The sequence below is a fragment of the Stenotrophomonas sp. AC248 genome (assembly GCF_979258185.1).
Genome location: NZ_OZ409840.1, coordinates 2381156 through 2404945 on the forward strand (window position 1 = coordinate 2381156; position 23790 = coordinate 2404945).

Below are 23790 nucleotides of genomic sequence, written 5' to 3' on the forward strand. Positions count from 1 at the left end.
ATCGATTGAACGGAACAGGGAGTAGACCGTCATGAAAGCCTCAATCCGCACGTTTCTCGCTGAAGAAGATGGTGTCACCGCGCTCGAGTACGGCATTCTCGCCGCCGTGATCGCCGGCGTCCTCGTGGTTGCCGCGCGCACCGGCCTCAACGAGATGTTCACTACGCTGTTCACCAAGCTCAAGACGCTGGTGGACAGCGCCGGCGGCAGCGCCCCGACCACCCCCGGCACCGGCTGACCTTCGCTTCACCCGGTCAATGGACGACCGCAGGCCCGCGCCTGCGGCGACGCCAACGGTGTGCCCCGCACCCCGTGTTCGATGCGCCATGGAGGAGCCCTCGGATGTCACTGCTGCCCGTACTGGCTGTGTTGTTGAGTGCACAGGTCGCCATCAGCGACCTGTACGCCCGGCGCGTGTCCAATCGCTGGTTGCTGTGCGTGGGCGTGGCTGGCCTGGGCGGGTTGCTGTGGATGTGGGCGGTGCGCGGGGCACCGTTTCCCGGCATGCATCTGGCCGGCGCAGTGGTCGGACTGGCAGCCCTGCTGCCGTTCTATGCGCTGGGCTGGATGGGTGCCGGGGACGTGAAGTACTTCGCGGTGCTGGGCCTGCTGCTGGGGATGCCGGCCCTGCTGCCGATCTGGGTGGTGAGCAGCCTGCTGGCCGGCGCGCACGCGGGCTGCGTACTGCTGGCGCCCGGCCTGCGCACCACGCTGCCGCTGCGCATGCAATGGCTGCATGCACGTGCACAGGCGCAGTGGCAGGCACGGCCGTTCGTGCGCCAGATCCACGCATCGCGCCAGGGGCGCGCCGGCATTCCCTATGCCGCGTACCTGGCCTTTGCCACCGTGGGTTTCATTGCCTACGGCACCTATGGAGCATCGTCATGACCGCGTACGCACGGTTGCATCGCCAACGCTCACCGCAACGTGGCGTGGTGACGCTCGAATTTGCGTTCATGCTGATCCTGGGCGTGGTCCCGCTGCTGCTGTTGACCTACACCGGGGTGATGATCATGGCCGCCCAGCAGACCCTTTCCCTGGCATCGGCCGAAGGCGCGCGCGCCTCGCTGCGCTATGCCAGCCCCAATGAACGCCGTGTGGCCGCCTGCCAGGCGGCGCAACGCTCGATGCAATGGCTGTTGAACTTCGCCGGGCAACAGGCCAACTGCAGCACCGCTGGCGCGCCGCCGATCGTGGTCAGTGCGCCTGCGCCGTGCGCGGGCCTGGCCAGCGCGCAGTGCATGCAGGTGTCGGTCAGCTATGACTACCGCAGCAAGCCATTCCTGCCCGGGACCGGCAGGGTGTATGGCTGGCTGATCACCGAACCCATCCGCAGCACCGCCGTGGCCCAGCTCGACCTGGGTACACCGTGATGCGCCGCACCGACGCCGTGGAGGCTGTTGCATGCTCAAGCTGACCCGCATTGCCGCCGTGGCACTGATCGCGCTGGCCCTGCTGCTGGCGGTGGTGGCCTTCCTTGTCAGTCGGCGTGCCGCGCCCACCGTGGTGGCCGCGCCGCAGGTGGCTGGCCAGCCGCAACAGTGGCCGGTGGTGGAAGCGGCGGGCGAGCTGCCTGCGGGCCGACCCATCAGCGCCGCCGACCTGCGCATCGGCAGCGCGCCGCAGGCACCGCAGGGCGGGTACGCCAGCATCGCCGAGGCCACCGGCGCCGTGCCCGTGCACACCATCGCCGCAGGTACCGCACTCAACAGCGCGCTGATGGCACGCGGCTACGCGCTGCGGCTCAATCCGGGCGAGCGCGCCCTTGCCGTGCCGGTGGATGAGCTGGTGGCCGCAGGCAACCGGATCCTGCCGGGCGATTACGTCGACGTGTTCCTCAACCTGCGCGCGCCGCAGGGCATGGGCACCGAGGGCCAGGCGCAGGCACGCCTGTTGTTGTCGCGGATGCGGGTGCTCAGCTACGGCGCCGCAGACACCGCACCGGGCCAGGCCGCGCCCACCGACACCGCCGGCGAGGCCGGCACCGACGCCCGCGCGCAGGACATCCAGGGCAGCGCATCGTCCACCAGCAGCACCAGCACCAGCGCACCGGTGCGCAGCGCGGTGCTGGCGGTGCCGGTCGCCGAGGCCAACCGCCTGTTGTTGGGCGCGCAGCAGGGCCGCCTGTTCCTGGCGCTGCGCAACCCGGCCGATGTAGGCCAACCCGACCAGGAATTGTTCGCCCAGCCCGGCGGCGTGCTGGATGCACGGCGCGAGCTGAGCCCGGAACAGCGGCTCGCGCTGCAGTCTCCCGAAAACGACGCCTACGCCGGCATCGACAGCGACGCACTGGCCGGCCGCAGCACCCGCAGCCCGGCCCGGGCGCCCGCACCGGTACGCGCAAGTGCGCCGCGCCAGGCACCGCGCCTGGACCGCGGTGTCGAAATCATCCGCGGCGATGTTTCCTCCCACAGCGGCTCGCGTTGAGCCATGCCGAGACTTTCCATGACCCAACGCCCTGCCCGCCTGCACCGTTCCCGCCACTGGCCGACCCGCCTGCTGCTGTTGCTGGTGCTGGGCATCTGCCCGGTGGTGGGCATGGCCAACGCCGATGTGGTGCTGCAGACGCGCGAACAGCGCCCGTGGACGTTGCCGGCCGACCTGGACCGGGTCGCCATCGCCGATCCGGGGGTCGCCGATGTGGTGATGCTGCGGGGACCGCGCCAGGCGCTGCTGGTGGGCAAGGCGCCGGGGACCACCACGTTGTTGCTGTGGCGGCGCCAGCAGAGCGAGCCGCAGCGGATGCAGATCGAAGTGCGCAGCGCAATCCAGGGGGCGCTGCCACCGTCGGGGGACCTGCAGCTCACGCTGCAGGATGGCCAGGGCCTGCTGCAAGGGAGTGCGGCAGGCCTGTTGGACCATGAGCAGAGCCGCAAGGCGGCGACCATGGCCCTGGGCAAAGAGGGTCAACTCGCCGATGTGTCCACCATCGCCAGCGGCGGTGTGGTGCAGGTGGACGTGAAGGTGGTGGAGTTCAACAAGTCGGTGCTGCGCCAGATCGGCATGAGCTTTGCCAACAAGAATTTCAGCGGCAGCAACGGCTTCTTCTACGGCATCACCCGCCCGGGTGGCACGCTGCCGGGCGTACCGCCGGCCACCGACCCGGGCACCGGCCCGGACAATGTGGTGATCACCAATCCGTTGTCGTCCGCGTTCGGCCTGGTGTTCAAGTCGCTCACCCATGGCTGGGACGCCAACATCGACCTGCTGCAGAACAACGGCATGGCCCGCGTGCTGGCCGAGCCCACCCTGGTGGCCCTGTCCGGGCAGAGCGCCAGCTTCCTGGCCGGCGGCGAACTGCCGATCCTGGAGCCGCAGGGGCTGGGCACCACCACGGTCACCTTCAAGCCGTTCGGTATCGGCCTGACGGTCACCCCGACCGTGCTCGGCCCCGACCGCATCGCGCTCAAGGTGGCCCCCGAAGCCAGCGATCTGAACTACGCCGCGGGCATCTCCTACAACGGCGTGCAGATCCCGTCGATCACCACCCGTCGCGCCGATACCACGGTGGAGCTGGGCGATGGCGAAACCTTCATCATCGGCGGGCTGGTCAGCAACACGGTCAGCTCCAGCGTCGACAAGATTCCGCTGCTGGGCGACCTGCCGATCATCGGTGCGTTCTTCCGGAGCCTCAACTACAAGCGCGAGGAAAAGGAACTGGTGATCATCGTCACTCCACGGCTGGTGCAGCCGCTGGCCCGCAACACGGTGGTGCCGCTGCCGGGCGACCGCGAGGTCAAGCCCAACCTGCCGGTCTGGGGCGCGTGGCTGCTCAGCCCGGCCTCGTCGGACCAGCTCCCCGGCTTCTCGCGCTGACCCGATGCCAGGAGCCCAGCCCGCATGTCTACCGCCACCCTCCACCTGCTGCAACCGATGGCGCCGCCGGTGAGCCTGGTACTGGTCGCGCCTGACCGCAGCCTGCTGGACGTGCTCGGCGCCAAGCTGCCGGCCGGCACCCGCGTGCACTGGGAGGACAGCCGCGAGTCGATCACATCGCTGGACGTGCACCGCCGCACCGGTGCCTGCGTGGTGCTGCTCGACTTCCGGCACGAGCAGGCCAGCGCCACCACCGACCTGACCCGCCACCTGCAGCGCGCCCTGCCCGACCTGCCGCTGGTGGCAGTCGGCTCCACCGCCAACGATCAACTCGATGGCGTCGTGGCGGCGCTGCGCGCCGGCATCCGCGACATCCTCGACCTGGACGCCTCCACCGCGGACATCGACGCGGTGCTGCGCCGCGCCGGCAGCACCCCCGGCGTGCGCAGCGTGGCGCCCGAGACAGCCCGCAAGGCGCGCCTGGTGCTGGTGCTGGGCGTCCGCGCCGGCGTGGGCAGCAGCACCCTGGCCGCGCACGTGGGCGTGCTGGCCCAGCAGCTGGGCCATCCGGTGGCCCCGCCCACCGCGAACGCGGACCCGGCCCCGCCCGACAACAGCCTGCTGCTGCTCGACCTCGGCCTGCCGGCCGGCGACGCCGCGCTGTATCTCAACCTGGACAGCCAGTTCCACTACAACGATGCGCTGCGCAACGCCACCCGCATCGATGCCACCTTCGTCCGCACCGCCATGACCCGCCACCCCGGTGGCCTGGCCATGCTCGGCCAGCCGGCCGGCAGCGAAGCCGGCCCCATCGCCGACCCGGCCGTGCTGGTGCAGCGCCTGCGCGGCGTGTTCGAAAGCGTGTTGTGCGACGTCGGTGGTGCGCCCGTGCGGCAGATCCCGCGCTCGCTGCTCAACAGCGCCGATGAAATCTGGCTGGTGGCCGACCAGGCCATCGGCACGCTGGTGTCGCTGGACCTGGCCTTGAAACAGCTGGAGGCACTGGGCGTGCGCGACAGTCGCCTGCAGCTGGTGATCAACCGGCACGACGAAGCCGGTGGCCTGGCGCCCCAGCAGATCGCCGAGCGCTTCAGCCTGCCACTGCTGGCCACCCTGCCCGACTGCAACCGCCTGCGCGCCAGTGCCAACCACGGCCACCTGTTGCTGCAGGATGCCCCGCGCGACCCGTACCTGCGTGCCCTCACCCCGCTGCTGGCGCGACTGGACCCGGCACTCGCCGGCGTCCTGCCGCGTGGCTGGCGGGAAAAACTCGTCCTCCGCCTGAGTGGTCTCCCATGGAAGACAAAGTGATGCCGTTCGCGCCGCCGCATGCCCGTGCCGACGCCGGCACCATGGCCGATGCCGTGGTCACCCCGTTTGCCCAGTCCGACGAGTACCAGAAGGTACTGGTCGCCGCCCATGAGCACCTGCTCAACAGCATCGAAGACGAACGCATCGACATCGATGCCTGGGCGCCGGACACGGTGGCGCGCTACGTGCACACCCAGACCGCCATCTTCGTGCAGGAGTGGCGCATCCCGGTCAACGAATCGGAAATGGAGGTGGTGGCTGCGGCGCTGGTCAAGGAGCTGACCGGGTTCGGCCCGCTCGACGACCTGCTGCACGATCCCAGCATCGAAGACATCCTGATCAACGGCTACAAGGACATCCACGTGTCCCAGGGTGGCCGCCTGCTGCGCGCGCCACAGCGCTTCAGCGACGACAGCCACCTGCTGCGGATCCTGCGCCGGATCCTGGCACCGCTGGGGCGCCGGCTGGACGAGTCCAACCCGATGGTGGATGCGCGCCTGCCCAACGGCGGGCGCCTCAACGCGATCATCTCCCCGCTGGCGGTGGATGGTCCCATGGTGTCCATCCGCAAGTTCCGCAAGGACCCGTTCACCCCCGACGAACTGCTGCGCATGGGCACCTTCGACCGCCCCATGCAGGCGCTGCTGCATGCCCTGGTACTGGGCCGCTGCAACATCCTGGTCTCCGGCGGCACCAGTTCGGGCAAGACCTCGCTGCTCAATGCGCTGGCCAGCTACATTCCGGCCGACGAACGCGTCATCACCGTGGAAGACACCGCCGAGCTTTCGCTCAACCACCCGCACGTGGTGCGTCTGGAAAGCCGCATCGGCGGCGCCGACGGTCAGGGCGCGGTGAGCATCCGCGACCTGGTGCGCAACAGCCTGCGCATGCGTCCGGACCGCATCGTCGTGGGCGAGGTGCGCGGCGCCGAAGTGCTGGAAATGCTGCAGGCCATGAACACCGGCCACGACGGCTCGATGGCCACCATCCACGCCAACTCGCCGCGTGACTGCCTGTACCGGATCGAGATGCTGGCCGGCTTCGCCGGCTTCCAGGGCAGCGAAGACAGCCTGCGCCGGCAGATCGCCAGCGCGATCGACTTCATCGTGCAGATCTCGCGCCTTGGCAGTGGCCGCCGCGTGCTGGTGTCCATCACGGAAATCACCGGGGTCAGCGACAACCTGATCAGCACCCAGGAAATGTTCCGCCACGAAATCCAGATCGATGCCGACGGCAAGGAGATCGACCGCTGGATCGGGCTCGGCTTCCACCCGCATTCGCACAAGCTCGAACCGTTCCGGCGGCAGCTGCGCGAGGCACTGGACGGAGGCTACTGAGCATGACCACGGTGCTGCTGCTGTGCAGTGCGATCCTGGTGCTGGTGGCCGTGGCCATCGAGCTGTGGATGGGCGCGGCCCGGCGCGAACGCCTGCGCGCCTCGCTGCAGCACACCGAACAACGGCTGGCCGCCACCCCGGCCACGCCGCAACTGGCCGGCATGCCGGCGCGGCCCGCGGCACCGGCCGCACTGCCCACCGGCACCCGCCGCGCCGGTGGCCTGCCGTGGGATGCACTGCTGCAACGCGCCGCGCTGCGCACCGGCTGGCGTCTGCCGATCCTGTGGCTGCTGGGGGCGACGCTGCTGGGCTGGGCCGCGGCGGCGCGCATCGGCACCGCGTGGATATGGCCGATCACCCTGGGGCTGTGCGCCTTGCTGCTGGGGCTGTGGATCTCACGGCGCATCCTGGGCCTGCAGCGCCGCCTGCTGCGCCAGCTTCCCGACTTCCTGGACAACCTGGTGCGCTTGACCGCGCTCGGCAACAGCCTGCAGATGTCCTTCCAGACCGCCAGCCAGCAGGTGCCGATGCCGCTGCGCGGGCTGCTCGATGACACGCTGTCGGGCACCCGCAGCGGGCTCGACCTGGACCGCGCCCTGAGCCAGGCCGCGCAGCCCTACCGGCTTGACGTGCTGGACGTTCTGGCCGTGGTGCTGGGGGTCAGCATCCGCATCGGCGGACGCTCGGACCAGATTCTGCAGCGCATGAGCGATTTCATGCGCGATGTCGATCAGGCCCGCCAGGAACTGATGGCCACCACGTCCGAAACACGCATGTCGGCGTGGGTGCTCGGCCTGCTGCCGCCGCTGTCGGCCCTGCTGATGGCCATTGCCAGTCCGGACTTCTTCGCACCGGTGCTGGAGGTGCCGCTGGGCCACCGCATCCTCGGCGCGGCGCTGGTGATGGAACTGATCGGCGGCTTCCTGCTGTATCGCCTGGCGCGCTCGCTATGAGCGCCAGCACCCTGCTCATCGTAGCCTTGCTGCTGCTCGCTCTGGGCGTGGGCCTGCTGGGCATTGCCGGGCTCTGGCTCAGCGGCCAGCAGCAGCGCACCGCTGCCACCCTGCAGGGCGCGCTGCGCAGCCGCGAGCCGCGCGCGCCGGCCGAATCGGGCACGCCACCACCGGTGGCCGCCGCGCCGCGCGGCTGGGCCTGGCTGGCCACGCTGGGCGAGCGCTTCAACGGCGGCCGGATTGAAGCGGCGCTGCTGGCCCCGGAAGACCGCCTGCTGCTCGACCAGGCCGGGTGGCACACGCGGGTCGGCACCGCCACGTTCCTGGCCCTGCGCCTGCTGATCGCGCTGGCCGGCCTGCTGCTGGCCGCGATGTTCTACGACGGCGACGGGCTGAGCCGGGTGGTGGTGATGGGGGCCGCGCTCGGCGCCGGCGTGCTGCTGCCGAAGTTCGCGCTGCGCGCCTGGGCCACGCGGTTGCGCCGGCGGGTATCGGCCGAGCTGCCGCTGCTCATCGACCTGCTGCGTCTGCTGCAGGGCGTGGGCTTCAGCATGGACCAGAGCCTGCAGACGCTGGGCGACAAGCTGCGCAGCGCGATTCCGGTGCTGGGACGTGAAATCCAGCAGGCCAACATCGCCTACATGCACGGGCGCAGCCGCCAGCAGTCGCTGCGCCGCCTGGCCGAGTCCTTCGGCGACGAAGACCTGCGCAGCCTGGTGCAGCTGATGCTGCAGGTACACGAGCACGGCGGCGCGGTGCAGGAGCCGCTGCGGCAGTTCAGCGTGCGCCTGCGCGAACAGCGCCGTTCCGCGCTCAAGGAAAAGGTGGGCAAGCTCTCGGTGAAGATGACCATCGTGATGATGCTGACGTTGTTGCCAGCGCTGATGCTGGTGTTGTCGGGCCCGGCGATCATCGCCCTGGCCAATGCCGTGAACCGTCTGGGGTGACCACCATGCCGATCCAATTCCGCCACTGCGCCGTACTGCTCATCACCGTGGCGGTGTGCACCGCCTGCGGGTCCGCGCGCAACGCCTACAAGCCCGACCCGCTCAGCCTGGCGCCGCTGGACACGCCGCCCCAGGACGACAAGCGCATGTACCTGGACCTGATCGGGCAGATGCAGCGCCAAGGCGCGTACTACGCCTCGCTGGCGCATGTGGAGGCTTACCGCCTGCGCTACGGCGACAGCCCTGCGCTGCGCCTGCTGCAGGCCGACGCGCTGCGCGAAACCCAGCAGACCGACGCCGCGCGTGCGCTCTACACCAGCCTGGCCAGCGGCCCGCAGGGCGCGGCCGCCTGGCACGGTCTGGGCCTGATCGCCGCACGGGCCGGCGATGCCACGCAGGCCGAGGCCAGCCTGGCCCGCGCCGTGCAGCTGCAACCGCTGAACACCGACTATCTGGGCGATCTCGGTTTCGCCCGGCTGCGCGCTGGCGCGCTTGAACCGGCACGCGAGCCCTTGGCCAAGGCGGCCGAACTGGCGCCGGGCAGCGTCAAGGCCAACGCCAACCTGGCGGTCTGGGCGCTGTTGCGCAATGACCCGGCCATGGCCGAGCAGATCATGCGCAGCGCCGCGCTGCCCGACACCGCGCGCCAGGAAGTACAACGGCTGGCGCAGCAGCTGCGGCAGCCGCCCGTCGCGCGCGCCACCCCGCTGCCGCCGGCGGCCCTGCTTGCCGCTGAAACCCCGGCCAGCCACGCACCGGCGAACACGGGCATACCCCGGGCGACGCGCGCCGATGCGCGCCTGGCCCCGTCGATGCTGGAACGCTTCGGCGCCACCCACCACGCCAACGAGAGCACGCCATGACGCCCCTTCCCTGCGCGGTGCGCACCACGCTGCTCGCCGCCGCCCTGCTCGCCTGCGCCGGGGCGATGGCCCAGCAGCGGCCCCTGACCGGGCAGATGCTCGGCGACGCCCCGCCGACCGCTGCGCCTGCAGCGCCGATGCCTAGCCCCGCCGCGCCGCCGCTACCGGCATCGCGGCAGGTGCTGCCGCCGTTGCCCGCCAGCGCGCCATTGGCCACGCTGCTTCCCTCGCGCCCGCAGATCGGCGACACCACCCGCGCCCTGCTGCAGCTGCAGGCCAGTGGCGCCAGCGCCGGCCCACGCCTGCCCATCCTCGGCGACCAGGCCTCGCTCAGCTACGCGCGCTACCTGGAAAGCTTCACCCACCCGATCCCCGAATTCCTCGACACCAGCGTACGCAAGCAAGTCACTGGTCCCGGCAACGGAGAGTGATCCCATGAACCGGTCGCGACCGCCTTGCACTGTCCTGCCACCGGCGCGCCGCCAACGCGGCGGCATGTCGGTGACGATGATGCTGGTGATGCTGGGCCTGGTCACGATGCTCGGCCTGGTGGAGATCGGCTACCTGTACTGGGCCAAGCGCGATGTGCAGAAGATCGCCGACCTGTCCGCGCTGGCCGGTGCACAGCGGCTGGATCTGTGCACGGCCAACCGGGCCGACAACGCCGCCGCGCGCAGCAACGCACTGACCGCCAACCGTTTCCCCGGCACGCTGCAGGTCAGCTGTGGCGTGTGGAACCCCACCCACGCCAGCACCGACCATTTCATCGGCACCGCCCCGGCGCCGGTCAACGCGGTCAAGGTCATCGCCGAACGCCCGGTCCTGCCGTTCTTCGGCCAGACCCACGGGTTGCCACAGGTACGCGCACAGGCCGTGGCCAGCACGCGCGCCGCCCTTGGCGGTGTTCAGCGTGGGCTCGCAGCTGCTGCGGGTGAACGGCAACACGCCGCTCGGCGGTGTGCTGAAACTGGTCGGGGTGGACCTCGACCAGACCACCCTGCTCGGCTACGACGGCCTGGCCCAGGCCAAGATCACCCCGGGCGGCCTGCTCAGGGCGCTGGGCATTCCGGTGGACGCCAACATCAGCGTCGGCGATTTCAACGCCCTGCTGGCCGCGCACAAGGTGTCGCTGGGGCAGTTGCTGGATGCCACCGCCAGCGTGCTCAGCCAGAGCGGTGTGGCCCATGTGGATATGCGCGCACTCAAGGACGCACTGGCCGCCAAGCTCGATATCAACCAGCTCAACCTGCAGCTGGGCAGCAACGCGGCCGGCAGCGGCCTGTTCGGCAGCATCGTCGCCCCCGACGGCCCCGCCTCGGCGGCGCTGCAGGCCGAGGTCAACGCGCTGGACCTGATCACCACCAGTATCAGCATCGCCAACGGGGGCCGCGGCGTGGCGGTCAACAACCTCAGCATTCTCGGCCTGGTCCAGGCGCAGACGGCCATCATCGAGCCCCCGTCGATTGCCATCGGCGGCGTCGGCGCGCGCGCCTACAACGCGCAGGTGCGGGTCAAGCTGGACATCGACAGCAACAAGCTGTCGCTGGGCCTGGGCAAGGTACTGGCCGCGCTTGGCATCCGCCTGCACCTGCCGGTGTATGCCGATGTGACCAATGCCATGGGCACCCTGACCGGGCTGCAATGCGCCGCGCAACCGGCCACCGCCACCATCCGCGTGGAGTCGTCGGTGCTGCGCGCGTGCGTGGGCAAGGTGGGTGCCGCCACGCAGTTCTCCACGCGCAACGTGTGCGACGCCAGCCTGCAGAACGAACAGCTGCTGACCCTGCTCGGCGCGCCGTTGATCAATGACCAGATCAAGCTCAACGCGCTCACCCATGATGAAACGCTGACCCTGTCACCGGGCGAGACCGGCTCGACGTGGATCAACGGCGCGCAGATCGGCACGGCGGTCAACGACCTGGTCCGGGAGCTGCTGCGCGTGCTCAGCGGCATGCTCAACCCCGCATCGAAGGGCATGGGCAACGCCGATACCGCCAACCAGCTGGCCGACCAGTTCCTCAAGGCGGCCAACCCAGGCAATGGCCTGTACGACGTCGACAAAACCATTGCGCTGCTGCGCAACGGTTCGTCGGCGCAGGGCATCGAGGCCTTTGGTGACTGGGAGGTCAAGGATGGCGTGCCATACGCCTGCGGCCTGCTTCTTCTGAAGACCTGCTACAAGGACGGCTCGGCCTGGGAGGGCTATCGCGCCGTGGTCACCGGCCAGGGCCTCGGGGTATTGGATGGCCTGCTCGGCACTGTCCTGGGCGGGCTGGTGATCAACCGTTGCAGCGGGCTGGTCAGCACGCTGCTGGCCTACAACAGCTGCGTCAAGGGCAACCTGGCTACGTACCTGCAGACCGCTCCGTCCGGCATGCTCGACAACCATCAGGGCAGCGGCAGCGTCACCGACCCCGGCACCAACAGCGTGGCCTGCAGCGGCTTGTTGTGCACCCTGCTGCGGCCGGTGCTGGAGGGGTTGCTCAAGCCCCTGCTCAACGGCGTGGGCACGCTGCTCACCCAGACCCTTGCGATGGTGCTGGGGCTGGAACTGGGCCGCACCGACGTGCACCTGCAGGCGGTGCAGTGCAACCCTGCCCAGCTGGTGTATTGAGTGCCGTGCAGCCTGCGCCTGCAGGATGCAGGGCGCAGCGGGACACGCTAGACTGCGGCGGGGACTGGATTTTCACAGACGAAATTTCACCGATGCGCCACTCGTGGACGGCCTGATGATGCAAGAGAGAAAAACCCTGGGTTCCACCCGCCAGCGCCTGCTCGTGGGCAGCCTGGTGCTGCTGTCGCTGGGCCTGGTTCCGCAGGCACTGGCCGCGCGCGCGCCCAAGGGCGAGGCCACCGAGCCGGCGCGCAGCGCCCCGGTGGTCCGCAACACCGTGGATGAGCTGCGCCAGTTGGTCGATTCCAAGCAGTTGACCGAACTGCGCACCACCTACAACGGCAGCTACGGCGCCAGCCTGCTGTTCAACACCAGCACGCTGCAGTATTACGCCGCCTTGTTCCACGACAAGGATTTCTGGCGCGTGATCAAGACCGATTCGGTCGACAACGCCGAAAAGGTCTACCGCACCTTCGTGCAGCAGACCGAAGAACTGGCCCAGGTGTACATCGACACCACGCGCCTGGAAGCCGGCAAGCGCTACACCGAAAACCTCGTGGCCTTCAACGAACAGCGCCTGCGCAGCCTGCAGCAGGAAGCCGAGCTGCAGCGCCAGCAGTCGCTGCAGGTCAGCAGTTCGATCCAGCAGGCCAAGCAGCAGGCGGTAACGCTGAGCACCGACCTGCGCAGCACGCACAGCCAGCTCGACGCGCTGAACCAGCGCATCCAGGCGCTGCAGGCCCAGCAGGGCAATCCGGCGTTGTCGTTGCCCACGCCGGAAAGCAGCGCACCGGCCATCGCACCGGCGCCCACGGGCGAATCCAGCAACCCGTAATGCCACGCGGCTCCCTGCCCCGCAGGGAGCCTGCCGCCGCTACGCGCGGCATCACCGCGCCTTTCCGCCACACCCCAACCTGTTGCTGCTGCCGGTGCGCCTTGGCCTGTGCCCGCGCGCGGTGCAGTACCCTGTGCCTCTATGAACGGCGTAGCGCACAAGGACACGGCCATGGCGATCCCCACCCGGTTGCACTTCCCGCGCGCGCCACGGCGGCTGGCCGCCGCATGCACGCTGCTGGGTGCCCTCGCCTTGCTGCCTGCCGCCCACGGCGCCACCGCCGGCGCAGCACCGCTGGACGCCGCGGCATCCGACCCGGGCGCGTTGGGCTGGATGCAGGGCTTCCCGCCGCCGGAGGCCAAGCGCATCCGCTACACCGACAGCGACTATTTCGCGTTTCCCAAGCTGCGTTGGACCGCCTGCCACTTTCGCCAGCTGATGCCCACCGTGGGCGTCAGCCGCGGGCCCGGGGCAGCGGCGCCGCTGCCACAGCGCCTGGATGCGGCGATCGACGCGCTGCCGTTCACGCCCTTGAACACGCGTACCCGCATGACCTGGGCGCAATCGCTGCAGGCCAATTACACCGACGGCATCATCGTGCTGCACGACGGCGTGGTGGTGTACGAACGCTACGCCGGCTGCCTGCAGCCCGATGGCCAGCACGGCGCGATGTCCGTCACCAAATCGATCACCGGCCTGCTCGGCGAAATGCTGGTCGCCGAAGGCGTGCTGGATGAGAACGACACCGTCGGTGCGATCATTCCGGAACTAGCGCACAGCGCGTTCGGCGATGCCACGGTCAGGCAGGTGCTGGAAATGACCACCGCCCTGCGCTACAGCGAAGACTACGCCGACCCCGACGCCGAAGTCTGGCAGTACGCCGCCGCCGGCAGTACGCTGCCGCCTGCCCCGGGCTACACCGGTCCACGCAGCTACTACGATTACCTGCAGACCGTGCAGAAACAGGGGCGCCACGGCGAGGCGTTCGGCTACAGGACGATCAACACCGACACCCTGGGCTGGATCATCGCGCGGCGTACCGGCAAACCGGTCTCCACGCTGCTGTCCGACCGTATCTGGACCCGCCTGGGTGCCGAGCAGGACGCCTACTACACCGTCGATTCCAGCGGCACGCCGTTCGCCGGCGGCGGCTTCAATGCCGGGCTGCGTGACATGGCCCGGCTGGGCCAGCTGCTGTTGCAGGACGGGCGCAGCAATGGCGAACAGGTCGTACCCGCGGCCGCCATCGCGCGCATCCGGGGCGGTGGTGACAGGCGCGCCTTCGCCAAGGCCGGCTATCCCCTGCTGCCGGGCTGGAGCTATCGCGGCATGTGGTGGGTCAGTCACAACGCACACGGCGCCTACATGGCGCGCGGCGTGCACGGTCAGGCCCTGTATATCGATCCCGCGGCCAAGGTGGTGATCGCCCGCTTCGGGTCGCATCCGGTGGCCGGCAACAGCGCCAACGACCCCACCACCCTGCCCGCCTTCGATGCGCTGGCGCGCTACCTGATGGCGCAGCCCACCCGGTAGGGTCTGGGCGGGCTCAGCGGCACGCATCGAACACCGCGTCGTCCATGCGTCGGCTGAGGGCGAGACTGCGCGCCATGCCGGCCTTCCGGTACGCAGCTTCGCGCTGGCGCTTCGCCTTGGCGCAGGCACGCGGCTGATGATGCAGCGCGATAAGGGCGTCGCGGGGCGCGCGCGTCCGCCGCCGTGGCGGGCTGCTGCCGCGCCGCGGACGCGGATCGACCCGCGGCCTGCGTTGCAGTTCCAGCGCGCGCTTGCGTGCCTCCAGTTCTCGCCGGATCGCCTCGATCCGGGCTGCATGCTGGCGCTGGGCCGGCACAACATCCACCTCCCACGCCTGCTCGGCCTGCCCGTCGGCGCAGGCGTGGCGCTGGAACGTGGCCACCCCGGCAACCCGGCATTTATGGATCTGCTGGACCTGCGGCGTGGGTGCCGGCGGGGGTGGTGGCGCCGCCATCGCGGGCACCGGCAACAGGACAAGTACCCACCACCAGCGGGCGCGCAACGTGGATCGACAACGGACCTTTCGCATCTGCATCCTCCCGGAACGGCCGCCAGCGTCGCGCGACCGTTGCGGGCAAACCGGGATGCACGTTGCGCGCCCTCACCAACGCGTGGTGTCCCTACACGCGCATGCGGGGAAGCGGTTGTCCCCGGGCGGCGTCGCGGTCACCCGCGCAGATGCAGTTCCAGCACTTCATCGCCCAGATCGTCGATCTCGCCGGTCGGCCGCCACCCCAGGTGCCGGTAGAACCCATGCGAGCGCACACCCGGGTCGGCGGCGCAGCCCAGGAACAGGCGCTGGAAACCCCAGCCCTGGAAGTCCTCCACTGTCCGCGCCAGCAGCGCCTTGCCGATGCCCTTGCCCTCCCACGCCGGCAGCAGCGCCAGCACGATGATCTCGCCACTGTCGCGATCGCCGAAGCAGTAGCCCACCATGCCGCCGTCGGCCTCGGCCACGTGCCCCGGAAAGCCGCCTTGGGCGATGCCTGCGGCCCAGCTGTCCACGGTGATGCCAAGCGCGGCCAGCTGCGCGGCAGAAAAAGCGTTCTCGCGCGTGCGCCCGCGCAGGTCGATGCAGGCCGCGGCATCGGCCGGTACGGCAGGACGGTATACAACGTTCATCATCAGGATCCTTGTCCATGCCACACAGGCAATGGCAACGTGGCAGCATACCCGCCCGCTTCCCGCAGCTGCCAGACCGCATCGGCAGCGTCCGGCAGGCGCACGCGCCGCATGGCATGCTTCCCGTCCCCCCGCCGCCGCCCATCCCGTGCCTGCCACCACCGAATTCTGGCGAGATCCGCGCATGCCCCACGTCGAAAGCCGACGTGCCTGCGCGAGCCGTGCCTGTTACCGCGCGCACAGCCATGCCACGTTCTCGGTCGGTGCCGTGGATGCAGGCGGCAGTGTCTTCAGCGGTGCAGCCGACGGTCCACGCGTGCTGCAGCCGGGCTGCGTGGTGGTGGTGCCTGCCGGGCGCGTGCATGCCTGCAATCCCCTGCCCGGCCAGGGCTGGAACTACCAGATGCTGCATCTGGATGCCCACTGGGTGCACGCGGTCCGTAACGAAATGTCCGCGTCCACCGGCAACGAGGTGCGTATGGACGCGGTCCACGTCTGCGATGACCCCGTGCGCTATCGCCAGTTCTGCGACCTCAACGCGCTGCTGTTCTCCAACGCTGCCATGGAAGCCAAGGATGCCGCGTTGGTTGCGTTCATCGGTGATCTTGACCCTGCACAGGGGGATGCCCTCGAGGACACGATTGATCAAGCAGCGTTGCAACGCCGCCTTGCGCCGGTAACCACGCAACTGCGGCAGGACCTGGCACACACCCCGCCGCTGGACGACCTGGCGCGGCGGGTGGGAATGAGCCGCTATCAGCTGATCCGCGCCTTCCGCCGCGCCACCGGGCTGACCCCGCATGCCTGGCAGATGGACCAGCGCATCCAGCGCGCACGCCTGCAGCTGCGCGACGGTGACGCGCTCGCCGCCATCGCGCACGGGCTGGGCTTTTCCGACCAGAGCCATTTCCAGCGCATGTTCAAGGCGCATACGGCCGCCACGCCCGGTCAATACCGGCGCTGAGCGCGCAATTTCGTTCAATACCGGCCGGTTGAACGCGGCCACACTGGCGCCCCGTCACCCGCCCGTACTGGATCCGATGGAGCAGTTCCCGATCGTCGCCACCGTGCATTTCCTCGCCCTCCTATCGCCGGACCCGGGCTTCTTCCTGGTCGCACGCACCGCCATCACCGCCGGCTGGCGCACCGCCAGTGGCGCCTGTATCGGTATCGCAGTCGGCAACGGGGTATTCATCGCCGCCGCCTTCGCAGGGCTTGCCGCGCTGCGTACTGACAGCGCGGGGTTCATCGCAATACATTTGGCCGGCTGCATACGCGAATGGCCTTGTGACCGCTCGGCCCAGGCAAACGTCATGAACGCAAATGCCGCAGCAGAGGCTGCGGCATCGTAGTCAAAGATATCAATCAAACAATCTAGTCGAAGCAGCCTCGACGCAGAATCACCTGGTTTCCACCAGAGCCGCCACACGTAATGGTGTAGCCGCTGGCGGCAATCCGCTCCTGGAGGATGGAAGCACCGCCATCGCAGTTGGAATATCTGCCACCGGGAATCGCGGCGCCATCCCCATACAACGTGCCACCACTACAGGTGAAGCTGATTGCAGCTTGAGCCGATACCCTGTCCCCAGCAACGAGACGGAACTCCCGGGCAGTCAGAGTGTCAAGTTCCGGGTAGTACGTTGCAGCATCGGTCGTAAAGATTGCTGCTCCGGTTTTGACTTCCACTGCACCTTTCAGACTCACCGTTTTTGTAGCTCCGTCTTCATCGATCCTGTATCCCGATGATCGGGATTTTATCGATATTCCAGGACGATTGATCGACGAATCCGTGACCGTCACCACCCCATCTTTCTCGTCGAAATGGAATTGACTGCCCGTCACGATCTTTTCAAGCCCACCCTGTTGTTGCGCCCAAACTGCAGGAACGCCCAGCGCCAAGCCAACCCCGGCCAACAGCATCCATGTCTTGCGCATCATTACCGTCTCCTTGATTTACAGCCCCTGTCGTTTGCAAAACTAGACATTATCCAGCCCACATCAAAATTGCCATTGCTTATATCAAATGCATATGTCGCGCCAAGCCAGATAATGGCACTGATCTCCAAGAATTCCTGACAAACAAATGGCGCGCTCTTTGCCTTTGGAGCGGCAGCACCGCGTACAATCCGCGGCACCCTGTTACGGAGTCCGGCATGATCCGCGTTGAATCACCCCTCGTCTTCTACGTCAGCCTGCAGGTCAAGCCCGAACACCTGCAGACGTGGCTGGACGCCGTGCACGGCCTGATCGACCGCATGTCCGAAGAGCCCGCGTTCGTGTCCTGCGATCTGCACCGCGATGCGCACGACCCGACCCGGTTCACCCTGTACGAGCGCTGGGACGAGGCCTCGGTCGAGGACTTCCTGGCCCACCAGTCCACCGATTACCGCGCCACCTACGACGCCCTGCTGCCGGACCTGCTGCAGCGCCCACGTGAACCGCAGCTACTGGAACTGCTGCAGAGCTGGCAGTAGGCCCGACACCACAACGGCGACCCTGCGGTCGCCGTTGTGGTGCATTGCGTGGCTGCGGCGATCAGGCCTTGGCAGCGGCCTTCAGGCTCTGCCGCTGGACCAGCGCGTTGAAGCGCGACAGCGAGCTCAGGTGGTGGTGCACCAGGGCCAGGTAGCCGTTGCGGTGCCAGGCCAGCACGATGTCGTCGGGCAGCTTGGACAGCTTTTCCACGTCGACCACGTGGAACCCGTTCACCGACATCTGCTCGCCGTTGTTCAGGGTGACATCGATGCTGCGCTCCACCAGCAGGTCCTGAGCCAGGATCGCCGCGGTGAAATGACGGGTCGCCTCGTGCTCGCGGGTGAAATCGCCGCAGAAGCGCATGGCGTTGTCGATCAGTTCGCTGGCCTTGCCATCCACGAACAGCGGCTCGCCTTCTTCACTGGTGCCCTTGTTGACGTGCTCGGCTTCGGCGTCGATGGCCAGCAGGTAGTCACCGTCGGTGTCGGCCTGCATGAACACGAACGGATACCGGCGCACGTAGGCCGGCGCGTAGGTGTCTTCGGCCCACTTGTCGCCGTCGATGAACAGGTTGTTGCGGGCCAGGCCCACGGCCAGGATCGGCGCTGCATCCTTGCCGGTGAACAGGATAGGGAAATGCTGCGCGGCCAGGCCGAACTCGCCCACCACGGCCGGAATGGCGTTGGTTTCGGCCGCAAAGGCCACGGTGCCCTGCATCAGGCGCCAATTGGCGTGCTTGTCCGATTGCAGCGGCAGCGGCTGGCGGTAGAACAGCGGGCCGGATGCCTGGGCCGGTGCCGGAGGGGTAGTGGTTTCAGCAGTCATGGAATAGGTCAGGTACGACGCGCCAGACAGCCCGGGCGCGAAAGCGGGCACCGCATTGATCGGCCACTATAGCGTGGCTCCATGACGATGTGCGCCGTGCCGGAAGGCATGGATGGCCGCAGGCATGGCGCTCTCCCTCTACAGCTCGGTGAACTCCCCGCACTCGGGCAGCGGGGTATCGGGCTGGTAACGGCCGCCGTCGAAACGCAGCACCCGCTGGTAGGAGCAGGTCCGGTCGGTCTGGGTGCGCAGGTCCTGCCGGCGCAGCGGCCCCCGCGCCTGGGAATCCTGCAGCCGCGACGCCCCCGCCGGGAAACGGGTGGCCGTAGTGGCATAACGCAGCACCGGCATGCCCTGCCCGGCCGGGTCCAGGGTCAGGACACCGTGGAAGCTGTACTCGTCATGGCAGGCACCCGCGCGACGCGCGCTGTCCTGTTCGCCGAAGCAGGCCCGGATCATGGCGTGGCCGTCGGCGGGCAGCGTCAGTACATCCGGGTCGATCTGGATGCCATCGTCCATGTGGCGGATACGGCTCAGCACCAGCGTGGACGCACCGGCATCCCCGCCGGAATACATCGTGGTCACACTGCGCCGCACCCCCACCAGCACGTTCTCCAGCGCGGCCTGCTGCGGGTCGCTCGGTACCTGACCCGCGTCGGCCCCGGGCGCCAGCCGCACGATGAACGGCCAGGGCTGATCGGTGCCGGCAGCGTCGGCATCGCCGCTATCGAGGGGGATGAACCAGGTGTGCGGCTCGGCTGTACCGGGCAGGTGATGCTCGATCTCCAGCTGCGACGCCTGATCGTCGCCTTCGCGGGCGGTGCGCACACACCACTGCCGGTCGGCCGTGCAGAAGCGTGCCGACGCCTGCTCGGCACCCGCCTGCGCGTCGGGCTGCTCGATCAACGCCTCCAGCCGGTTGCCGGCACGGTCGTGCACCGGCGCGGCCACCGCAGCGCTGCTGATGCTTGCCAGCAGCACGCCCACGGCGGCAAGAAAGGGTCTGCGCTGCAACGTCCTTGGCATGGGCCACATCCTGTCGGAAACGAACAGGATAGCGCAGCGCTCAGCGCACCCCGTCGAGCGCGTCCTGCGCGCCGGTCACCGCTGCACAGGCATGGTCCTGCAGTTCTTCGCCGCTGGCATCGTTGCCCTGCGCTGCATCCAGCTGCGTGGCCAGCAGCAGGAAGCCCGGGCTGCCGTCGGCGGCGTGGGCACCCACCACCACCAGCGACCACTGGCCCAGGTTCTGCACGCCGGCCAGTTCGCTGGCCAGAAGCCGCACCGGATCGACCGTCAACGCCTCCCCCGCCACCCGACGCGCCTGGTAGCGGTGGCCACGCAATGGCTCCGGCAGCGGCTGCCAGCGCGTCTGGATGCCCGGGCCAAGGCGCTGCAGCTGCGCGAGCACGTCGGTGCGCAGGCAGTCCACGTGGATGTGCAGCTGGTGCTGGGAGCGCCCGTGCGGCGAGTTCAGCGCCAGGCTGGTGACCTCCCGTGGCAGCGGGCGCCCGAGTGCCTGCGCGGTGCGCCAGCGCTCCTGCCAGGCAGCCGCGAAATAGTTGGGTGCATCGGCGCGCAGCAGCAGCGGGCTTTCGATACCGGTCACCCGGTCCAGCGGCAGCAGCAGATACTGATACTGGCCGTGCGAATCCTTCAGCACCACATCGCGGCGCTCGGCCTGCGGGTTGACCGCCACGCAGCTGCCTTGGGGCGACCCCTGCAAACGGCAGTCGCGCTGCACGATCCCCCACAGCGCATCGGGATTGACCGGCGGCTTGGCCGGGGGTGGCGCGCTGGCACAGGCGGCCAACAGCACCAGTGCGCTGGACAATAACAGGCGGTGGATCACAGGCAGGACTCGGCTACGGCTACTGTCCGGCCCGTTCCGGGCCGGCTCGGCGCGTAGTGTACCCGCTCACCCTTGACCGTCCGGCGACACAGCACGGCGCTGCTGCCCTTTCCCCCATGGGCAGGCCTACGCGGGTTCGGTCTCTGCCTGGGGCGCCGCAGCGCCCTCCTCGATGTCGCCCGGCTTGTACTTGGTATCGCCGAAGTACAGCACCCGCCACATCGCCAGGTTGCCGATGAACCAGTGCGAGATCGAGTCGTGGCCGTAGCCGTCGAAGAAGGTCTCCACCGCTTCGGGCAGCAGCTGCTTGTTGTCCCAAGCATCAAGCATGGTGCGCTCGGCCAGGGTGAGCCGCTTGCCCCGCTCGCGCTTGCGACGCAGGCTGACCATCTTGCCGACCAGGGTGTCGGTCTCGCTGGCCAGGCCCTTTCGCTGCTTCTTGACCTCCGACAGCGCATCGCTGCGTGCGCTCAATTCATCGGACACCCGGTTCCATTCGGCCAGTTGTTCGCTGCTCATGTCGCTGGGGCCGCCATCGCGGGCATACGGGTCGCCCAGCTGCGCGCGGCGTCGGCGCAGGGTCTTCACCTCCGCATCCAGCGCATCCTGGCGCTCCTGCAGGCGCTGCATCGACGGCAGCTTGTCGCCGCGCGCCACCCGCACCTTCAACCAGCGGTGCAGCAGCTCCATGTGCGCGGCCTGCACGTCTTCCATGCGCCCCCGCTTGACCCGGATCGCCTGCAGATAGGCGTTGTACACCGCCTGCAGCTCGGGATCGGACTTGTCGAACTCCGCCCGGACCGAGGGGTCCAGCCGGGTCATCGGGTGCAGCAGCACGCCGCCGGCCAGGGCAATGTCGTACATCTCGTTCAGGGCGAACCGCGCGATGCTGTTCTGGCGCCCCTGGTGCTGCGGGTCGTAGCCGCCGCCCACGTCGGAGTGCACGCCCGGGTACCAGATTTCCTGGGTGTTGTCGGGATAGCGTGCATCGTCGCGGGTCGAGTCGAGCGGGAACTGGCCGCGCAGCTCGTGCGCGGCGGTCATGTGCACCGACTGCACCACCATCGGCGGGATGCGCATGCCCTCGCCCCAGCCGTTATGACCGTTGCCCGCATTCACCGCGGCGTGCGCCAGCGTCGGCCACACCGACACCACCGTGTCGTACAGGCCGGCGAACCCGATCCGCATCGGCACGGTTTTGTTGTACATCCAGGTGCCGTCGGGCTGGCGCTTGCACAGCGCCACCAGGTCGCGGATGAAACCACGGGCCTGCGCCGCGCCGCGGGAGAAGCCGAACACCGACACGTTCACAACCACGATGCGCATCTGCGCCGCCTGCTGGGTGATGAAGGTATCCAGTTGCTCCAGCGCATGGTCGATGCGCTCGCGACCGCCCTTGCCGATCGCCAGGCCCAACGTGCCACCGCTGTCGCCCACCTCCGGGCACGGGGTACCTACCCCGGCCAGGTACGTGGACAGCACGTTGCGATGGCCATCGATGCGGGCGTTGTACAGGCGGGCGATGTTGGACAGGGCCCGTTCGTTTTCCTGCTTGCCCATTTCGGCATCGCGGTTGTTGCCGGTGCCATCGAAGTAAATGGTGACCTGCAGCGACTGGCTGCAGCCGGTCGTGGCCTCTTCCTTCTCGGGCAACGTGCAGCTCTGCGCGGCCTGGCGCTGCTGGCGCTCGGCATCGGTCATCGGCCGGGTGCCCCGGGCCAGCCGCGCGGTGCGCGCCGTGGGATCAGCGTCGGCCACCGGCTCGGGCGAGCCGGGTTCCAGGTCTACCTGGCCGGGGATGGCGGTGGGATCGGTAGCGGTCATCGGCAATGCACTCCTTCATCTACCGGTGCGGGCACCGGATGGCTTCCTTGGAGAACGGGCAACGCGTACTTACAGGCCCTGGTTCGCGATATGGCCCTTGGGGATCTTCTCGCGGCGCAGGTCCCAGGGATCCTTGCCGCGCTCGAGCAGTTCGGCCTCGACGTGACCGTCCTGGTAGAAGTGCAGCAGCAGCGTGTGCGGGTCGGCCGGATACGGTTGGCGCACCGTCACCTGCGCCGATTTCGGCTCACGCGGGCCGACGTCCACGTAGGTGTTGGTTTTCAGGTCGTATCGACCGGACAGTTCCCAGGTGACGTTAAGGGTGAGCGGCGTGTCGGTGCGCGGCGCCAGCGGGCCCATCACCGAACCACTGTCGGTGTACGCGGACACGCCCCCCATCCACTTGCCATCCACCCGCGTGTCGTACAGATAGCGGTCGCTGTAATTGAACGCGAACAGCGTCAGGTACGGCGACTTCGGCTTGCTTTTGGCCATCGCACGCGAGCAGCCCGCGCCGATCAGCACGATGGCGAGCGCCGCGAGCGCGATCCAGGTAAACGACTTCAGACTCAACATGCACGCTCCACGAGAAACAGACCAACGGTGTACGAACGGGAATGCATCACCAGGTTTCCTCCATCGGCCAGACCGCATCGCCGATCTGCTTTGCGGTGCGGCGGCCATCGGCGAAGTCCTGCAATCGCTGCTGCCAGGCCGGGTCGTCGGCCAGGTCATCGCCGACCAGCAACGCCCAGGTGCACACCATCAGCACCCGCCGACTGTCTTCGATGCCGAACCGGGCGGCCAGCGCCACCGCGCCGCGCAGGAACCCGTACCAGTTGGCCGATGGCAGGCGATCGAGCAGTTCCGGATCGGTGAGCTGGTAGTGCTCGATCAGCGTGTAGGGGTAAGCCGAATCAATCAGCACACGACGCTGCTCGGCTTCCAGCGTCCACGGCAGCAGGTGCGGGTCGATGGCCGGACAGGTCAGCGCCAGGGTGTCCCAATGGTGATCGTGGGTCACGTAATGCCAACGCTCCCCCACCGCGACAAACGCGTCGCGCTGCTCGGGGTCCAGCGCCTGCACCCACCAGGGCAGCACGCGCCCGTCGTAGAAGCGGGCCAGGAATTCCTTGCCGTTGGGGTACCGTGCGTCCAGCCGGCGCGACAGGCGCTGCAGCAGCACGTCCTGGGTCAACGGGGACTCGATCACGGTGGCGGCACCGAGCGCCTTGGCATGCCCGTCCAGGCGCAGCAGCACGGCCTCCGCCGGGAGGTCGGGGGGCAGCCGGGACAGGTACACCGAGGTGTCCGCGCTGCCATCGGCCAGCAGCCCATCGAACAGGCGCGACGCCGCATGCGGCAGGAACTGCAGTACCGCCTGCGGTGCGTCGCACTGGGCGCCGTCCAGCAGCAGATAGCGATGCTGCCCCGTCGCCAAGGGCTGCCACTGCATGCGCGGAAAGGTCGTCGGCACCATGGA

26 protein-coding genes and 1 pseudogene are annotated in these 23790 nt (G+C 68.6%); 18 read left to right on the top strand and 9 right to left on the bottom strand.

Translation table 11 applies throughout. The annotated features are described in order from the left end of the window. The first annotated feature begins 31 nt into the window (after positions 1-31). The 15 genes and pseudogenes from ACZ0AE_RS10810 (at position 32) to ACZ0AE_RS10880 (ending at position 14209) form a co-directional block, all read left to right on the top strand. Entirely contained in the window at positions 32-238 is a 207-nt protein-coding gene (locus ACZ0AE_RS10810) for a Flp family type IVb pilin (protein ID WP_038688089.1), read from the top strand. A gap of 104 nt (positions 239-342) precedes the next feature. Beyond that, positions 343-888 (top strand): A24 family peptidase, encoded by a 546-nt coding sequence (locus tag ACZ0AE_RS10815; protein ID WP_038688087.1) that lies wholly within the window; start codon positions 343-345, stop codon positions 886-888. Beyond that, positions 885-1373: a TadE/TadG family type IV pilus assembly protein gene (locus tag ACZ0AE_RS10820; protein ID WP_448133808.1), complete on the top strand. Its 489-nt coding sequence runs from the start codon at positions 885-887 to the stop codon at positions 1371-1373. Before ACZ0AE_RS10815 ends, ACZ0AE_RS10820 begins: the two co-directional genes overlap by 4 nt. Before the next feature lie 31 nt (positions 1374-1404). Then, positions 1405-2427, top strand: a complete 1023-nt coding sequence (cpaB, locus tag ACZ0AE_RS10825) for a Flp pilus assembly protein CpaB (protein ID WP_463601091.1) — start codon at positions 1405-1407, stop codon at positions 2425-2427. Positions 2428-2445: 18 nt separating this feature from the next. Continuing rightward, entirely contained in the window at positions 2446-3816 is a 1371-nt protein-coding gene (locus tag ACZ0AE_RS10830) for a type II and III secretion system protein family protein (RefSeq protein WP_463601092.1), read from the top strand. Positions 3817-3840: 24 nt separating this feature from the next. After that, on the top strand, positions 3841-5127 hold the full coding sequence (locus ACZ0AE_RS10835) for a fimbrial protein (protein WP_463601093.1): 1287 nt from the start codon (positions 3841-3843) through the stop codon (positions 5125-5127). Beyond that, on the top strand, positions 5112-6464 hold the full coding sequence (locus ACZ0AE_RS10840; RefSeq protein WP_038688078.1) for a CpaF family protein: 1353 nt from the start codon (positions 5112-5114) through the stop codon (positions 6462-6464). The genes ACZ0AE_RS10835 and ACZ0AE_RS10840 overlap by 16 nt, the downstream gene beginning before the upstream one ends. Before the next feature lie 2 nt (positions 6465-6466). Continuing rightward, the gene (locus ACZ0AE_RS10845; RefSeq protein WP_463601094.1) at positions 6467-7417 is read left to right on the top strand and encodes a type II secretion system F family protein; all 951 of its coding nucleotides are present in this window, start codon (positions 6467-6469) and stop codon (positions 7415-7417) included. Continuing rightward, positions 7414-8364, top strand: coding sequence for a type II secretion system F family protein (locus tag ACZ0AE_RS10850; RefSeq protein ID WP_463601095.1), 951 nt, complete (start codon positions 7414-7416; stop codon positions 8362-8364). Before ACZ0AE_RS10845 ends, ACZ0AE_RS10850 begins: the two co-directional genes overlap by 4 nt. Positions 8365-8369: 5 nt before the next feature. After that, positions 8370-9227: a tetratricopeptide repeat protein gene (locus ACZ0AE_RS10855; protein ID WP_463601096.1), complete on the top strand. Its 858-nt coding sequence runs from the start codon at positions 8370-8372 to the stop codon at positions 9225-9227. Then, a complete protein-coding gene (locus tag ACZ0AE_RS10860; protein ID WP_463601097.1) occupies positions 9224-9658 on the top strand; it encodes a DUF3613 domain-containing protein in 435 nt (144 codons plus the stop codon). The genes ACZ0AE_RS10855 and ACZ0AE_RS10860 overlap by 4 nt, the downstream gene beginning before the upstream one ends. Positions 9659-9764: 106 nt before the next feature. Then, positions 9765-10046 (top strand): annotated as a pseudogene (locus tag ACZ0AE_RS10865) (TadG family pilus assembly protein); the annotation flags it as partial. A gap of 76 nt (positions 10047-10122) precedes the next feature. Beyond that, on the top strand, positions 10123-11841 hold the full coding sequence (locus ACZ0AE_RS10870; RefSeq protein ID WP_463601098.1) for a TadG family pilus assembly protein: 1719 nt from the start codon (positions 10123-10125) through the stop codon (positions 11839-11841). A 115-nt stretch (positions 11842-11956) separates the two neighbouring features. After that, positions 11957-12676, top strand: coding sequence for a DUF2968 domain-containing protein (locus ACZ0AE_RS10875; protein ID WP_448133816.1), 720 nt, complete (start codon positions 11957-11959; stop codon positions 12674-12676). A 171-nt stretch (positions 12677-12847) separates the two neighbouring features. Continuing rightward, positions 12848-14209: a serine hydrolase domain-containing protein gene (locus tag ACZ0AE_RS10880; protein ID WP_463601099.1), complete on the top strand. Its 1362-nt coding sequence runs from the start codon at positions 12848-12850 to the stop codon at positions 14207-14209. Positions 14210-14222: 13 nt separating this feature from the next. On the opposite strand, the gene ACZ0AE_RS10885 is transcribed toward ACZ0AE_RS10880, so the two are convergent. Together ACZ0AE_RS10885 and ACZ0AE_RS10890 are read right to left on the bottom strand one after the other, a co-directional pair. Then, positions 14223-14591, bottom strand: a complete 369-nt coding sequence (locus tag ACZ0AE_RS10885; RefSeq protein WP_463601100.1) for a hypothetical protein — start codon at positions 14589-14591, stop codon at positions 14223-14225. 284 nt (positions 14592-14875) lie between these two features. Beyond that, positions 14876-15331 (bottom strand): GNAT family N-acetyltransferase, encoded by a 456-nt coding sequence (locus ACZ0AE_RS10890; protein WP_447594002.1) that lies wholly within the window; start codon positions 15329-15331, stop codon positions 14876-14878. 184 nt (positions 15332-15515) lie between these two features. On the opposite strand from ACZ0AE_RS10890, the gene ACZ0AE_RS10895 reads away from it, so the two are divergent. Together ACZ0AE_RS10895 and ACZ0AE_RS10900 are read left to right on the top strand one after the other, a co-directional pair. Continuing rightward, complete coding sequence (locus ACZ0AE_RS10895; protein ID WP_463601101.1) at positions 15516-16295, top strand: helix-turn-helix transcriptional regulator; 780 nt, start codon at positions 15516-15518, stop codon at positions 16293-16295. Between the two features lie 76 nt (positions 16296-16371). Then, entirely contained in the window at positions 16372-16683 is a 312-nt protein-coding gene (locus ACZ0AE_RS10900) for a LysE family transporter (RefSeq protein WP_463601102.1), read from the top strand. A gap of 22 nt (positions 16684-16705) precedes the next feature. Here ACZ0AE_RS10900 and ACZ0AE_RS10905 read toward each other — a convergent pair whose 3' ends face one another. Continuing rightward, complete coding sequence (locus ACZ0AE_RS10905; RefSeq protein ID WP_463601103.1) at positions 16706-17269, bottom strand: hypothetical protein; 564 nt, start codon at positions 17267-17269, stop codon at positions 16706-16708. Positions 17270-17484: 215 nt separating this feature from the next. On the opposite strand from ACZ0AE_RS10905, the gene ACZ0AE_RS10910 reads away from it, so the two are divergent. Further along, entirely contained in the window at positions 17485-17805 is a 321-nt protein-coding gene (locus ACZ0AE_RS10910; RefSeq protein ID WP_463601104.1) for a putative quinol monooxygenase, read from the top strand. A gap of 61 nt (positions 17806-17866) precedes the next feature. On the opposite strand, the gene ACZ0AE_RS10915 is transcribed toward ACZ0AE_RS10910, so the two are convergent. The 6 genes from ACZ0AE_RS10915 to ACZ0AE_RS10940 form a co-directional block, all read right to left on the bottom strand. After that, a complete protein-coding gene (locus ACZ0AE_RS10915; RefSeq protein ID WP_463601105.1) occupies positions 17867-18631 on the bottom strand; it encodes a SapC family protein in 765 nt (254 codons plus the stop codon). Between the two features lie 138 nt (positions 18632-18769). After that, positions 18770-19657, bottom strand: coding sequence for a hypothetical protein (locus tag ACZ0AE_RS10920; RefSeq protein WP_463601106.1), 888 nt, complete (start codon positions 19655-19657; stop codon positions 18770-18772). A gap of 40 nt (positions 19658-19697) precedes the next feature. Continuing rightward, on the bottom strand, positions 19698-20465 hold the full coding sequence (locus tag ACZ0AE_RS10925; protein ID WP_463601107.1) for a CDP-diacylglycerol diphosphatase: 768 nt from the start codon (positions 20463-20465) through the stop codon (positions 19698-19700). Positions 20466-20609: 144 nt separating this feature from the next. Further along, entirely contained in the window at positions 20610-22307 is a 1698-nt protein-coding gene (locus ACZ0AE_RS10930; protein ID WP_463601108.1) for a T6SS phospholipase effector Tle1-like catalytic domain-containing protein, read from the bottom strand. A 69-nt stretch (positions 22308-22376) separates the two neighbouring features. Next, positions 22377-22883 (bottom strand): DUF3304 domain-containing protein, encoded by a 507-nt coding sequence (locus tag ACZ0AE_RS10935; RefSeq protein ID WP_447594013.1) that lies wholly within the window; start codon positions 22881-22883, stop codon positions 22377-22379. Between the two features lie 46 nt (positions 22884-22929). Continuing rightward, on the bottom strand, positions 22930-23787 hold the full coding sequence (locus tag ACZ0AE_RS10940; RefSeq protein ID WP_448133825.1) for a DUF4123 domain-containing protein: 858 nt from the start codon (positions 23785-23787) through the stop codon (positions 22930-22932). Positions 23788-23790: the final 3 nt, after the last annotated feature.

What these genes read in the sequence shown, in the direction of transcription:
- ACZ0AE_RS10810 (WP_038688089.1), top strand. Translation starts at nt 32, where the DNA reads ATGAAAGCCTCAATCCGCACGTTTCTCGCTGAAGAAGATGGTGTCACC.
- ACZ0AE_RS10815 (WP_038688087.1), top strand. Translation starts at nt 343, where the DNA reads ATGTCACTGCTGCCCGTACTGGCTGTGTTGTTGAGTGCACAGGTCGCC.
- ACZ0AE_RS10820 (WP_448133808.1), top strand. Translation starts at nt 885, where the DNA reads ATGACCGCGTACGCACGGTTGCATCGCCAACGCTCACCGCAACGTGGC.
- cpaB (WP_463601091.1), top strand. Translation starts at nt 1,405, where the DNA reads ATGCTCAAGCTGACCCGCATTGCCGCCGTGGCACTGATCGCGCTGGCC.
- ACZ0AE_RS10830 (WP_463601092.1), top strand. Translation starts at nt 2,446, where the DNA reads ATGACCCAACGCCCTGCCCGCCTGCACCGTTCCCGCCACTGGCCGACC.
- ACZ0AE_RS10835 (WP_463601093.1), top strand. Translation starts at nt 3,841, where the DNA reads ATGTCTACCGCCACCCTCCACCTGCTGCAACCGATGGCGCCGCCGGTG.
- ACZ0AE_RS10840 (WP_038688078.1), top strand. Translation starts at nt 5,112, where the DNA reads ATGGAAGACAAAGTGATGCCGTTCGCGCCGCCGCATGCCCGTGCCGAC.
- ACZ0AE_RS10845 (WP_463601094.1), top strand. Translation starts at nt 6,467, where the DNA reads ATGACCACGGTGCTGCTGCTGTGCAGTGCGATCCTGGTGCTGGTGGCC.
- ACZ0AE_RS10850 (WP_463601095.1), top strand. Translation starts at nt 7,414, where the DNA reads ATGAGCGCCAGCACCCTGCTCATCGTAGCCTTGCTGCTGCTCGCTCTG.
- ACZ0AE_RS10855 (WP_463601096.1), top strand. Translation starts at nt 8,370, where the DNA reads ATGCCGATCCAATTCCGCCACTGCGCCGTACTGCTCATCACCGTGGCG.
- ACZ0AE_RS10860 (WP_463601097.1), top strand. Translation starts at nt 9,224, where the DNA reads ATGACGCCCCTTCCCTGCGCGGTGCGCACCACGCTGCTCGCCGCCGCC.
- ACZ0AE_RS10875 (WP_448133816.1), top strand. Translation starts at nt 11,957, where the DNA reads ATGATGCAAGAGAGAAAAACCCTGGGTTCCACCCGCCAGCGCCTGCTC.
- ACZ0AE_RS10880 (WP_463601099.1), top strand. Translation starts at nt 12,848, where the DNA reads ATGGCGATCCCCACCCGGTTGCACTTCCCGCGCGCGCCACGGCGGCTG.
- ACZ0AE_RS10890 (WP_447594002.1), bottom strand. Translation starts at nt 15,331, where the DNA reads ATGAACGTTGTATACCGTCCTGCCGTACCGGCCGATGCCGCGGCCTGC.
- ACZ0AE_RS10895 (WP_463601101.1), top strand. Translation starts at nt 15,516, where the DNA reads ATGCCCCACGTCGAAAGCCGACGTGCCTGCGCGAGCCGTGCCTGTTAC.
- ACZ0AE_RS10900 (WP_463601102.1), top strand. Translation starts at nt 16,372, where the DNA reads ATGGAGCAGTTCCCGATCGTCGCCACCGTGCATTTCCTCGCCCTCCTA.
- ACZ0AE_RS10905 (WP_463601103.1), bottom strand. Translation starts at nt 17,269, where the DNA reads ATGATGCGCAAGACATGGATGCTGTTGGCCGGGGTTGGCTTGGCGCTG.
- ACZ0AE_RS10910 (WP_463601104.1), top strand. Translation starts at nt 17,485, where the DNA reads ATGATCCGCGTTGAATCACCCCTCGTCTTCTACGTCAGCCTGCAGGTC.
- ACZ0AE_RS10915 (WP_463601105.1), bottom strand. Translation starts at nt 18,631, where the DNA reads ATGACTGCTGAAACCACTACCCCTCCGGCACCGGCCCAGGCATCCGGC.
- ACZ0AE_RS10920 (WP_463601106.1), bottom strand. Translation starts at nt 19,657, where the DNA reads ATGCCAAGGACGTTGCAGCGCAGACCCTTTCTTGCCGCCGTGGGCGTG.
- ACZ0AE_RS10930 (WP_463601108.1), bottom strand. Translation starts at nt 22,307, where the DNA reads ATGACCGCTACCGATCCCACCGCCATCCCCGGCCAGGTAGACCTGGAA.
- ACZ0AE_RS10935 (WP_447594013.1), bottom strand. Translation starts at nt 22,883, where the DNA reads ATGTTGAGTCTGAAGTCGTTTACCTGGATCGCGCTCGCGGCGCTCGCC.
- ACZ0AE_RS10940 (WP_448133825.1), bottom strand. Translation starts at nt 23,787, where the DNA reads ATGGTGCCGACGACCTTTCCGCGCATGCAGTGGCAGCCCTTGGCGACG.